Source organism: Commensalibacter oyaizuii (genome assembly GCF_029953265.1).
GTDB classification, from domain to species: Bacteria; Pseudomonadota; Alphaproteobacteria; order Acetobacterales; family Acetobacteraceae; genus Commensalibacter; species Commensalibacter oyaizuii.
Genome location: NZ_JASBAO010000001.1, coordinates 1,489,266 through 1,502,275, shown reverse-complemented (window position 1 = coordinate 1,502,275; position 13,010 = coordinate 1,489,266). Strand labels below are relative to the sequence as shown.

The window sequence follows — 13,010 nt, the reverse complement described above, 5'->3', positions numbered from 1 at the left end:
AAAAAATTGTGAAGTTTGTTTTTAGGGGTATTGGTATATAAGTAAGTATTCTGAACTGTGACAGATACTGAAGTTCTTAAATTATTTGAGGGGAAAAGTTATGGCGATTGCTGATCAAATTGCCAGTGCATTTAGTGGATCTAATATCGCATATCTTGCAGATTTATATGCCCAATGGGTAGAGGATCCCAATAGTGTCGATCCTTCATTTTCAGAGATTTTTGCTGCGATGAACGATAGTCAGGCGGTGGTGTTAAAAGATGCACGTGGGGCATCGTGGGCACCACGCCTGCCAACGGATATAAGGACTGATTTAGAGGAAAAAAAATCAAGTGCTTCAAAAAACGAGGCAGTTTCAAAAGATCAGCTTTACAATGCAGCTTATGACAGTTTAAGAGCCATGCAGCTTGTACAGGCCTATCGTTCTTTGGGGCATACACAGGCTAAAATTGATCCATTAGGATTGCAACCCCGCCATTCTCATAGTGAATTGGATCCAAAAACATATGGTTTTGATGAAAAAGATCTGGATCGTCAGATCTTTTTTGGTAAAGCCACCCAGAATTTTTTATCTGGGGATACGCATACATTGCGTGAAGTTATTAAGACCTTACAACAAATTTATTGCCGTTCTATTGCTTGGGAATACATGTATTTGCAAGAAACAGAACAACGTCAATGGTTGATGCAAAAAATAGAAACATTAAAAGCCTCTCCGTTGACTAATGAAGATAAAAAAAGAATTTTGCAACAACTGACTGAAGCAGTTGGATTAGAGAGTTTCTGTCAAAAGCGTTATGTTGGGGTAAAGCGGTTTGGATTGGATGGGGCAGAGGCCACTATTCCAGCATTACATGCATTGATCAGGCAGGCCGTAAAGTACAATGTGCGTTCAGTTGTCGTTGGAATGGCGCATCGTGGGCGGTTAAATGTATTAACCAATATTATCGGCAAACCCTTTGTTGCGCTATTTAACGAATTTTCTGGTGGATCTTTTAAACCTGATAATATTCCTGGTGCTTCCGATGTAAAATATCATCTTGGATATCGAAATAGGGTAGAGGTTGATGGAAAATCAATTGACCTATCGTTAGCGTTTAACCCCTCACATCTAGAAGCAGTAGGCGCTGTGGTTGAAGGGCAGGTGCGGGCAGAATGTGATCGTGATGATCAAAAGCACCTAGCCGTAATTGTGCATGGAGATGCTGCTTTTGCTGGACAAGGGGTAGTTTATGAGATTTTGGCGATGTCACAATTACCCGCTTATCGAACAGGTGGTTCTATTCATCTTGTGATTAACAACCAAATTGGGTTTACGACTACCCCTGATTATGCATTTTCTGGTTATTATGGCACTGATGTTGCCAAGGTTGCGCGTGCACCTATTGTTCATGTGAATGGTGATGATCCAGAAGCAGTGGTCGCCGTTATGCAGTTGGCTGTTGATTTTCGTGAGAAATTTGCAACTGATATCGTTATAGATTTAGTCGGGTACCGCCGCAATGGTCACAACGAAACGGACGAGCCCAGTTTTACACAACCCTTAATGTATCAAGCCATTCGCGATCATAAAAATATTTATCAATTATATGCAGATAAACTTGCTGCTGAACATGTGATAACGGCAGAGGAAAGTAAAAATAATTGGGATGCATTCCAAGAATATTTACAAAGCAGCTATAATGCTTCCAAAGATTATCGCCCTAATGATACCAATTGGCTGACCCAAGAATGGAATACAATGAAATGGCGTGGCCAGGATCGCCAAGATTTTGATACGTCGCTTTCTATGGATCAGTTGAAACAAATTGGTCAGGCACTTGCTTCTTACGAGCAAGGGTTCGATTGTCATTCTAAATTAACCCGCCAATTAGAAACCAAGGCTTCGATGTTTGAAACAGGTGAAGGCATTGATTGGGCAACAGGTGAAGCTTTGGCCTTTGGAGGGTTATTAATTGAAGGGCATCCCGTTCGTTTGTCGGGTCAGGATTGTCAACGGGGTACTTTTAGCCACAGAAACGCGGTCTTGTTCGATCAAAAAACGCAGAAACCTTATTATCCTTTAAATCATATTCAAGAACATCAAGCTCAACTAGAGGTCTATAATTCACTGTTATCAGAATTTGCTGTATTGGGATTCGAGTATGGATATTCTCATACCAATTCAAATGCATTGGTGCTATGGGAAGCACAATTTGGTGATTTTGCGAATGGTGCACAAATTATTATCGACCAATTTATCAGTGCAGGTGAAAGCAAGTGGTTGCAAATGTCAGGGTTGGTGATGTTACTACCTCACGCTCAAGAGGGGCAAGGAGCTGAACATTCCTCTGCGCGTTTGGAACGGTTTTTACAACTGTGTGCTGAAGATAATATGCAAGTTTGTAATTTTACGACTCCCGCCAATTATTTTCATGCGTTGCGTCGTCAATTGAAGCGAAATTATCGTCAACCTTTGGTGGTTATGTCACCTAAATCACTATTAAGACATAAATTGGCGCAATCTCGTTTATCTGACTTTACTGGCAATACACGGTTCCTACCTGTAATTGACGAGTGTGACAGCGTTATTAATAACAAAAAGCAAATAAAGCGCGTCGTGATTTGTTCAGGCAAAATTTATTATGATTTATTACTGCGTCGCCTAGAGTTGCGTTGCGAGTTACAATCGGAAAAAGTAGCCTTGGTTCGTTTAGAACAATTATATCCGTTTCCTGAGCAAGAACTGGGTGCCATTCTTGCCAATTATCCAAATGCTGAAATTATTTGGTGTCAGGAAGAGCCTGAAAATATGGGGGGGTGGAATTTTGTTGATCGTAAAATTGAAAAAGTTCTACGCAATATTCGTCATCCTGCCCAACGGGTGCAATATGTTGGCCGTGCGCCAATGGCAAGTCCTGCTTCGGGTGTTTCGTCTGTTTACAAGGCAGAGCAAGAGTTGTTAATTAATCAAGCCTTAGAGTTTCAAGACGTTTAATACGTTTAAGATACAATACATATATTTAGTTAAAGATGCGGTAAGGAATTTAAAATGTCAGTGGAAATCAAAGTCCCACAGCTTGGTGAAAGTATTTCAGTTGCAACCATTGCACGATGGTTAAAACAGCCAGGAGACTCTGTTGGGATTGATGAAGCGATCGTCGAGTTGGAAACAGATAAGGTCAGCGTAGAGGTTGCAGCCCCGCAGGCAGGTATTGTTGGTAATCATCTAGTTAATGAAGGGGACGAGGTTGCTGTTGGTGCTGCGCTAACGACAATTGAAGAGGGAAATGGTTCAGGACCCCCAGTCGCATCAAAATCGCAACAGGCCCCTAAAAATGTTCCGTCTTCTGCTTCCGATGTGTCATCGGTCAATCATCAACCCATGCCTGCTGCACGTAAAATGATGGAAGAACAGAATTTGTCCGCTGCTCAAATTGGTACAGGATCAGGTCGTGACGGTCGTATCACCCGTGATGATGTGGTGAATTTCGTATCTGGTGGCGGGCAAGCCAAGGCAACGGTTGCTGATACCGGTAAGCCATCGCGTCAGGACGATCCACGTGAAGAGCGAGTAAAGATGACACGTTTACGGCGTACAATTGCACGTCGTTTAAAAGAGGCGCAGGAAACTGCTGCGATGTTGACCACATTTAACGAGGTCGATATGTCGGCAGTTATGCAGTTACGTAAAGAATATAAAGATATATTTAACAAAAAATACGAAGGGGCCCGCCTTGGGTTTATGTCTTTTTTTGTAAAAGCAACGGTTTCAGCATTAAAAGAATACCCAGCGATTAATGCACAAATAGACGGTGAAGACGTTATTTATCGTAATTTTGTGAATATGGGAATTGCTGTTGGTGGTCCTAATGGATTGGTTGTGCCAGTATTGCGTGATGCTGATCAAATGAGCTTTGCCGAAATAGAAGGCAGTATTATTGAATTTGCACAACGTGCGCGTAATAATACATTAAAATTAAATGATCTATCGGGGGGAACGTTCTCTATTACCAATGGTGGAATTTATGGATCATTGATGTCGACACCCATTTTAAACATGCCTCAGTCTGGGATTTTAGGTATGCATGCCATCAAAGAACGCCCTATTGCGGAAAACGGTCAGGTTGTTATTCGCCCTATGATGTATTTGGCACTGTCTTATGACCATCGAATTGTTGATGGCAAAGAAGCGGTGAGCTTCTTAGTACATATTAAGGACCGAATTGAACATCCAGAGCGTTTATTATTAGACGTTTAATCCAAAAATCCTTAGATGCTGTTTATTGATTGAAGAAAGGTAAGCGTCATGGCCGTCGAAATTATTGTACCTGTCCTTGGGGAAAGTATTACTTCTGCTGTTGTATCGAAATGGCTGAAACAACCTGGAGAGAGAGTTAACGCTGATGAAGCGTTGGTTGAGCTGGAAACAGATAAAGTAAATGTAGAAGTGCCGGCCCCGACCTCTGGTATTGTAGGGCAGCATCAAGTGGCTGCTGGGGATGAGGTATCCGTTGGCGCGTTGCTTGTTGTGCTTGCAGATGAAGGGGAAGCACCTTCAACTACTGTTACCCCTGCGGTGGCTGATACTGTTTCTGCGTCAATAACACAGCCAAATGCGGGTACTGACTATGACCTAGTGGTGATTGGTGCGGGCCCTGGTGGTTATGTGGCAGCTATTCGTGCCGCCCAACTTGGATTAAAGGTCGCATGCGTTGAAAAAAGAACCACGCTTGGAGGCACGTGTTTGAATGTAGGTTGTATTCCTTCAAAGGCTTTGTTGTATGCCTCTGAACAATATGAAGCCGCGCATAAATATTTTGCTGGTTTGGGGGTTATGGTTAACGATGTACAATTAGATCTAGCTAAGATGCACAGCCACAAACAGTCAGTTATTGATTCAAATGTGAGTGGGATCGAATTTCTATTTAAAAAGAATAAAATCACCTGGTTAAAAGGCAGTGCCGTTATCAAGGCACCAGGAAAAATCTTAGTCGATGGTCAAGAGGTCACGGCACGTTCTATTGTTATCGCTACAGGAAGTCAAAGCACATCGTTGCCAGGAATAGAAGTTGATGAAAAACAAATCATTACTTCGACAGGGGCTTTGCAGCTTGAAACCGTTCCAAAACATATGGTTGTAATCGGTGGAGGGGTCATTGGTGTTGAATTGGGTAGCGTTTGGCATCGCTTGGGCGCACGGGTGACGATTGTTGAATATTTTGACCGTTTATTGCCAGGGTTTGATAAAGAAGTTTCGACAAATTTTGCCAAAATCTTACAAAAGCAAGGAATGGTTCTAAAGCTGGCTCACAAAGTCGAGCAAGTTAGAAAGCAGGATGGATCTGTTCAAATCACGATTTCTAACGTTGCAGGCGATAAAACTGAAACTTTAGAAGCCGATGTAGTCTTGGTCTCGGTAGGGCGTAGACCTGTAACCCAAGGTCTAGGATTAGAGGCCGTTGGCGTTGCTTTAGATGATCGTGGGCGGGTTCAAACCAATGCTCAGTTCCAGACCAATGTTTCTGGTATCTACGCGATTGGGGATGTTATTGCAGGTCCTATGCTGGCTCATAAAGCTGAAGAAGAAGGGGTAGCAGTTGCTGAAATTTTGGCAGGTCAAAAACCACATGTAGATTACGACTTAATACCTGGGGTTGTGTATACTGAACCAGAAATTGCCATGGTGGGCAAAACTGAAGAAACGTTAAAAGCAGATGGGATTGAATATAGTGTTGGCAAGTTCCCTTTCAGTGCCAATGGCCGTGCTAGGGCGATGGGAAAAACTGAAGGCTTCGTAAAAATATTAGCAGATAAGCGAACCAATAAAGTATTGGGCGTGCATTTAATGGGGCCACATTGTAGTGAAATGATTGCTGAGGCGGCCTTGGCTATGGCCTTTGGTGCTTCGGCCGAGGATATTGCCTTGACCTGTCATGCGCATCCGACTTTGTCTGAATCTATGAAGGAAGCGGCTTTAGCGACACAGAAAAAAACAATCCACATGTAGTAGTTTAAATATAATTCTTTTTAGTTTATATTTCGTTCGCGTACATGTTCTGTGGATAAAATATTTGGAGAAGAAGCAATGAAGTGTGCTTTGTTTACTATTCGTGTCTTAAGCACTGTGGTGATATTAGCACCTGCATATGTTAATGCTGTTCCTGCTTCTTTCAATGTCCAAGATGATATTTCATCTATTGCGCAATCTGATGTTGATTTACCCCGCAGTCTGGTTCCATCAGATCGCACGGACATTAACCAAACCCATATTAATTTCAATGATTACGTAAATACGTCTTTGTTTCAAAAAGGCGATGGATTGCATAATTTGCCTCCATTGCCATCGCTTGATCGAGAAGAAGCCTATCAAGAAGCAAAAAAATTGGTGGTATCGTTAAAAAAGGCAGTTCCTAATGCCATTATTTATACGCCTAAGCAAAATCAAGAATGGATTCGTTTGGCTAAAAATGAGATGGAACGTTCGGGTCCTCCTCTTCAACGCGCTCAAATTCTAACTGTGATTGATCGTAATCCAAAAGTACAAGCATTATGTTTCGTACTGGCCTTTCCTAAAGGGCAAGGGGAGTGGATTGCATTGGGTGGTGGTCGTGTTTCCACTGGGAATACGGGGCGTAAATTGTATTATATTACCCCAACTGGGGTATTTATTAATACAACAGAGCGTATAGGATATCGTGCTTTGGGTACTAAAAATAAAAATGGTATACGCGGTAATGGTATCAAAGGGATGCGTGTTTGGGATTTTGGATGGCAGTGGGCCCAAAAAGGATGGTTACCTAATCGTGAGATTGGTCAAATTCGTTTAGAGATGCACGCCACAGATCCAGACTATTTGGAACAACGTTTAGGACATCCAGCCTCTGAAGGGTGCGTACGTATTTCCACGGCAATGAATAGATTTATTGATCGTTATGGGTTGATGGATGCTTTGTATAATCAAGCAGCACAGAAAGATAAGCGTTTTAGGGCAATTCTATCAAAAGATCATCAATTTAGTCCGATTGCAGGCGATGCGCTGGTTATTGTTGATTCATCTCTTACAAAGGATTCACAGCAAACTTAATTTTTTTAAGATAATTTTGCAGAATGCATATTTTGCAATTGTTGTAGGCAATTCTGTTGTTGATAAATAAGTGAAATAGAGTGAATGGCCTGCAAGGCGTTAATTAAGCTTTGACGTTTACTTTGGGTAAAATGTTGTGCTTTACAAATTTGATTTGTGTTGTCAGCAGATATATTGTTTAGGGTCAAAACTTTCAATACAGCTTGGGGATTTTTTGCCAGTGCTTGGATTAAGGCGTGATTAAATTTGGCTTTTAGAGAGTTATCCACATATGGAATCAGTTGTGAGGTAATTTCGATCCATTGTTGATTACCAAGGTTAATCTGTTGAAAAATATATTGCCATTGATGGTTTTGTTCAATTTTCTTAATTGTTTGATAAGGCCCCTCAATCGCAAGGCGTTCATTCATTTTTTGCGGGGTAATGGACTGTAAGGTAGAACCGTTGCTATGAGGCGCAGCATATGTAGCTACAGAAAATTTGTTTGCATGCGTATAGTTTAATACGACTGTTAGGCAAAGAATAGGGAAAATGATAACGCTGTAACGAATGAAACGAATCATAATTTTTCCACCAATATTTGTTCGAAAAATACAACATGATATTTTATTGGGATTGTTCCTTTAAAAACGTGGCAGAATAATGTTATAAAATGAACAAAATATTGTTTTAAAGCATATTAAATTTTAATTTAAGATAATGAGGTGAATGATACCCATGACAATTCATGCAAAAGAAATAGAAAAACTGCAGGCATATTTACATCAAAAGTTAGGTACAGATCGTCTAAAAATCGTGCTACCTAAACGAGAAGGGCAGCCAGTAGAATTATGTGTTCAAGATGGAAAAAATTGGGAATCTATTGGTACGGTGTATCGCGATGAGGAAGATGGGGAAGTTTCTTATGCTATTTCCCTGACAATTTTACAAGAAGATTTACTGTAAGTTTGCTTGTTGAAGATATTGAAGCATTAATGGCTTGGAAACGTGAAAAGAAGTGATTTTCCATTGCCATTTTTCAAATTTCATCGTGATTTCAACAGGAGAGCTAGCATTCTCTTGAGGTAGCGTGATCGAAGCCTGAAGGGTTGTTGGCGATGAAAAATGTATGTGGGTTGATGCAAATGCTTGCATAGCAGACTGCAAATCGAAAGATCCTTGACCAGCAAGGGAGGGTTTGATGAAATAATGAACCATCTTTTCTAGCTGTTTAGGCGTGATTGATTCTTCCACGACGTTCGAAATGGCTGTATTGGCGAAAGAGTCGCCAAATTCAGGAAGTTCATCTTGTGAAGGTGGGGGAGTTTGGGCAATCGTTGTAATATCTTTTTGCAAGTTTTCTTTAACAGAGCGCCAATCTAAATAAGTTAACAATGCTTGGGTGTTATGGGTTTGCAATGATTTAGAAATAGACCATAAAGTCACATATGGATAAATCATATAACCCGCACACAATATACTGAAGATAATGATAAAACGCCATTTTTTAAAAGAGAGAAAAGTCATTTTATCCCATTCTTTCGATATGATTGCGCTACATCTCTATTTTACGAATCTTTAGTTACAAATAAATATAGAACCTATCATATTTAGTATAGTCAAATTATCATCTAAGAAAGTGATTTTAAAGGATTGTTAATTTCAGGAATAATCTTGCTGTAAAATATTAACATAAACGCATTTTTATATTATGAATAATAAGACAATCAAATTTTATAAGTGACTTAAGTTAAAAGTCACACTCTCGAGAGATAGGATAATATGGAATATTGTTTTTCTGGATTGGCGCGTCATGATCTAAAGAAACGTAGAATACGTTCATGTTTTGTATTTGGTTTGCTTTTGGCGACTGTAAATTTTGTTTCATCAGAACAAGTTCAGGCACAAACGCACAAAGAAAAACAACATCATCAACACCAAAAAGGAAAGAAGGCTAAACACCATATTTCCACAACTAATCTTCTCCCACCATCTGCTCCAGCTCAAACTCAGGCTGTTGGGGGGGCTGGCGTTGCCCCTGTGGCTGGCGCGGTAGTTGGAGCTGGGGCGGTAGGTGCTGCAACCGCAACAACTCCTTCACCTCAGGGGGGCAGTCCTGTTGTTTCTGCAGCGGCGGTCCCTGCCGAGGCTGAAAAAGGAAGCGTGACAGGAATGCCAATTCCTCGTTTTGCGTCTTTACGTGCAGACGAGGTGAATATGCGCAGTGGTCCGGGAACACGATATCCAGTGATCTGGACCTATTATCGTCGTCACATGCCAGTAAAAATCCTTCGTGAATTTGATGTTTGGCGGTTGGTCGAGGACGTAGATGGTCAAAAAGGCTGGATTCAGTTGGCTATTTTGTCGGGGGGACGCTCTTTTATTATTACAGGGGCACCTTTATCTACTGCTGATGAAGCATCTAATAAACAAAATAAAGACAAAGACAAGAAAAAAAATGAGCATATGGATAGCCGTATCGTAGGGTATATGGCGAACACCCAGTCCATCGAGTCAGGGCCTGCAACGGTTATTGTTCGGGATGCTCCCCAAGAAAGTGCTAATCCAGTGGCAGTTTTAAAACCTGGGGTTGTAGGAACTATAAAAGAGTGTCCAAGTGGCTCTGAGTGGTGTAAAGTAACAATTAAGTCATATACTGGCTGGATACCACGTAATCGTCTTTGGGGAATCCTTCCTCAGGAAAATATAGAAGCTCATTAAAGTATTTCGAATCGAGTTTACATATAGTGATTTTTATTAAGTGATATGAATTATTTAGATTAATTGGAAAATAAGGAAATTAAAGACATGACAGATAAATCTAGTTTGTTAAGAGGTCGCCGTACAAAAATTGTTTCTACTTTGGGGCCAGCATCCTCAACAAAAGAGATGATTCGGACATTATTTTATGCCGGTGTTGATGTTTTTCGTTTAAATTTCTCTCACGGTTCTCATGAAGAACAAGCTGCCCGTTACAATATCATTCGTGAACTAGAAAAAGAAACAGGCAAGGTTATTGGCGTTCTGGCCGATATTCAAGGTCCAAAATTACGCGTTGGCGATTTCGCAGATGGTAAGGTTGTTTTGAAAACAGGAGCGACATTTCGTTTAGATTTAGATAAGACTCTAGGAACCCAAGAACGCGTATGCCTGCCTCATCCAGAAATTATTAATAGTGCTGAACCAGGGTGTCGCTTGCTGCTTGACGATGGTAAGTTGTGTTTGATTGTTCGTAAAGTTGGTAAAGATTACTTAGAGACAGAAGTTGTTGTAGGTGGCCCTTTGTCTAATCATAAAGGGGTAAATGTTCCCGATATGGTATTACCAATTCCAGCATTGACTGAGAAAGATCATAAAGATTTAAGATTTGCTTTGGATCTTGGGGTTGACTTTATTGGTCTTTCCTTTGTTCAACGTCCAGAAGACGTGCAAGAAGCAAAAGATATTTCCAATGGTCGTGCTTGGATTGTAACAAAAATGGAAAAACCCCAGGCCATGCAAAATCTCGATTCTATTTTAGAATTGACAGATGGTGTGATGGTCGCCCGTGGTGATTTGGGTGTTGAAATGCCCCCAGAAGAAGTGCCATTGGCTCAGATTAAAATTATTCGTAAAGCCCGCAGTTTGGGTAAACCCGTTATTGTTGCGACACAAATGTTGGAAAGTATGATTACCTCTCCAACACCAACCCGTGCAGAAGCTTCTGACATTGCAACTGCGGTATTCGAAGGTGCTGATGCGGTTATGTTATCTGCTGAAAGTGCAGCTGGACAATATCCAAAAGAAGCCGTTTCAATTATGAATCGTATTATTGCGCGTGTTGAAAAAGATGAAGAATGGCGCAAATTAATGGAAGCAACCCGCGAGCAACCCCATAATAATGTTGCAGACGCGATTGTTGCTGCTGCACAGAAAATCTGCCAAACTTTGGATACACCTGCTGTTGTTGCTTTTACACGACGTGGTAAAACTGCACAAAGAATGTCAAGGGAACGTCCAAATTCAATGATTTTTGGCGTAACGCCAACACCAGAATCTGCCAGAAAGATGGCACTAGTATGGGGGGTTCATCCTTATCATTCTGTCAAAGTTGATGACCCTGCTTGCACTGTTGAACAAATGATTTCTGAAGCGCTAAGAATTACCCAGGAATACAAAGTGGTTAAGGTAGGTCAACATATGGTAGTCATTGCAGGAATGCCTTTTGGTCAAGCAGGAAGCACTAACTTAATTCGTGTTGTTGATGTAGAGTAATTTTCAATAGTTATTGTTAAAGAGAGGTTTCTTTTCTTTAACATCTATTAAACGAGGCGATAGTTACGCAGTGTTTCTATCGCCCCAATTTGATTTGCAAGCAAGGCATGGGTTAAAGGTTTACGAATTACAAAGTTAGTATCATTGACTAATTTTTTGATATGCACGGGGGGATTATCTTCATATCCAGTAATAAATAGGATAGGTAAATCAGGATAATCTTTCGTAATTTCGGCAATCAGGGTTGATTCCGGTTGTATTAATAACCGCGTATCAATGATTACAAAACTAAAGTTAATATTTCCTTTTAATAATGTAAAAACTTCTTTTTTTGTTTGTGCGATACTCATCAAGTATCCTAAATCTTCTAGGTTTTCACTTAGCATCATACATAAATGATTGTCATCTGAGATAACAAGCGTACTGGGAGAATTAGCTTTGTCTGGGTCGTTGAAAAATTTTTCAATAATAACAGGACGATGGTAACGGGGTAAGAATAGGCTGATCGTTGTTCCTTGCTGATGTTGGGACGTAATCATTAAATGCCCTTCAGATTGTTTAGCAAATCCATAAGCCATGGATAGACCCAATCCTGCACGCTTGCCTAAGGGCTTTGTTGTAAAAAAGGGATCAATAGCATGGTTGATGACCTCTGGGGTCATGCCTTCACCATTATCTTTTATATTTATAATAATATAATCGTCAGGTTTAAGAAATTTACGTAACGGATGGCTTTGGGCGATAGTTACATTCTGACTGTTGATGCTGATTTGTCCAACAGAGGGATGAATTGCCTCGCATGCATTTGTAAAAATCTGGATTAACGCATTTTTTAACTGTTCAGGATCACAAAAAACAAACCAAATATTTGGGTCGGTTTTGATTTGTAGGTTAATCGGTTGCTTTAAAATTTCTTGGGCTAATTGATGAAATTGATCGCTTAATGCCTGGATAATATGATTTGGATCCGTAATATGAGGAACCAACGTTTGTCGTCTCGAAAAAGCGAGAAGCTGATGGGTGATAGAAGTGGCTTGTGTTGCTGATTGTTGTGCGGCATCTATATAGCGGGGAAGAATATCTAGTTTGTTTTGTTCGATCCGCATCTTCATTAATTCTAGATTTCCGATAATACCCCCCAGTAATGTGTTAAAATCGTGGGCTAATCCCCCAATTAGCTGTTCGATACTTTCGACCCCTTGTAAAGTTTGTGCTGGTGTTTCTGTGACGATACTAAAAATACCTTGGACTTGATGATTATCGTCCAAAATTGGACTGAAAGTGATGTCAATTTTTTGTAGGGTTTGTGGTGTTTCTTGTCCTGGCGCTTTGTAGTCAGAGGTATATTTAATTGTCTCTTTTTGGTAAACGGCGCTAACAATTTTATTAAAGTGATTTTTTCGTTCAGGCCATATTTCAATTAACGGTCGTCCCAATAATGCTGGATGCTTCGAGCCTATTAATGGGGCATAGGCGTCATTGTATAAAGTAATATTTGTTTTACCCCAATAAATGACCATTGGCACGGGTGTATTTAATATTAAAGATAACAAGGTCTTTAGATTTTTGGGCCATGACTGCTGATCACCCAAAGGGCTTTTTTCCCATTCAAAACTATTAATCAGTTGCTTTACACTGAGGGCCTGGGAATGGGAAAGAAAGGTTTTCATTATAATAAAATGACGATTCGTATAATTAAGGAATAATCAAC

The 13,010-nt window shown here is 40.4% G+C and carries 10 protein-coding genes; 7 read left to right on the top strand and 3 right to left on the bottom strand.

Annotation, left to right across the window (positions count from 1 at the left end; translation table 11 throughout):
* Positions 1-100: 100 nt before the first annotated feature.
* From QJV27_RS06725 to QJV27_RS06710, 4 genes are all read left to right on the top strand, one after another.
* Complete coding sequence (locus QJV27_RS06725) at positions 101-2,977, top strand: 2-oxoglutarate dehydrogenase E1 component (RefSeq protein WP_281448171.1); 2,877 nt, start codon at positions 101-103, stop codon at positions 2,975-2,977.
* A gap of 54 nt (positions 2,978-3,031) precedes the next feature.
* On the top strand, positions 3,032-4,240 hold the full coding sequence (gene odhB / locus QJV27_RS06720) for a 2-oxoglutarate dehydrogenase complex dihydrolipoyllysine-residue succinyltransferase (RefSeq protein ID WP_281448170.1): 1,209 nt from the start codon (positions 3,032-3,034) through the stop codon (positions 4,238-4,240).
* Between the two features lie 48 nt (positions 4,241-4,288).
* Positions 4,289-5,989 carry a dihydrolipoyl dehydrogenase gene (gene lpdA, locus QJV27_RS06715; protein WP_281448169.1) on the top strand — a complete coding sequence of 567 codons (1,701 nt, stop codon included), beginning with the start codon at positions 4,289-4,291 and terminating at the stop codon, positions 5,987-5,989.
* A 78-nt stretch (positions 5,990-6,067) separates the two neighbouring features.
* Positions 6,068-7,066 carry a L,D-transpeptidase gene (locus QJV27_RS06710; RefSeq protein WP_281448168.1) on the top strand — a complete coding sequence of 333 codons (999 nt, stop codon included), beginning with the start codon at positions 6,068-6,070 and terminating at the stop codon, positions 7,064-7,066.
* A 5-nt stretch (positions 7,067-7,071) separates the two neighbouring features.
* On the opposite strand, the gene QJV27_RS06705 is transcribed toward QJV27_RS06710, so the two are convergent.
* Entirely contained in the window at positions 7,072-7,629 is a 558-nt protein-coding gene (locus QJV27_RS06705; protein WP_281448167.1) for a hypothetical protein, read from the bottom strand.
* Between the two features lie 154 nt (positions 7,630-7,783).
* Between QJV27_RS06705 and QJV27_RS06700 the strand changes: the two genes are divergently transcribed.
* Positions 7,784-8,011, top strand: coding sequence for a DUF3126 family protein (locus QJV27_RS06700; protein ID WP_281448166.1), 228 nt, complete (start codon positions 7,784-7,786; stop codon positions 8,009-8,011).
* Here the strand turns inward: QJV27_RS06700 and QJV27_RS06695 are convergent.
* The gene (locus QJV27_RS06695) at positions 8,003-8,572 is read right to left on the bottom strand and encodes a DUF2939 domain-containing protein (RefSeq protein WP_281448165.1); all 570 of its coding nucleotides are present in this window, start codon (positions 8,570-8,572) and stop codon (positions 8,003-8,005) included. The genes QJV27_RS06700 and QJV27_RS06695 overlap by 9 nt on opposite strands.
* Before the next feature lie 255 nt (positions 8,573-8,827).
* On the opposite strand from QJV27_RS06695, the gene QJV27_RS06690 reads away from it, so the two are divergent.
* Positions 8,828-9,766, top strand: a complete 939-nt coding sequence (locus QJV27_RS06690; RefSeq protein WP_281448164.1) for an SH3 domain-containing protein — start codon at positions 8,828-8,830, stop codon at positions 9,764-9,766.
* An 87-nt stretch (positions 9,767-9,853) separates the two neighbouring features.
* A complete protein-coding gene (pyk, locus tag QJV27_RS06685; protein ID WP_281448163.1) occupies positions 9,854-11,299 on the top strand; it encodes a pyruvate kinase in 1,446 nt (481 codons plus the stop codon).
* Between the two features lie 47 nt (positions 11,300-11,346).
* On the opposite strand, the gene QJV27_RS06680 is transcribed toward pyk, so the two are convergent.
* A complete protein-coding gene (locus QJV27_RS06680; protein WP_281448162.1) occupies positions 11,347-12,969 on the bottom strand; it encodes a PAS domain-containing hybrid sensor histidine kinase/response regulator in 1,623 nt (540 codons plus the stop codon).
* Positions 12,970-13,010 lie beyond the last annotated feature (41 nt).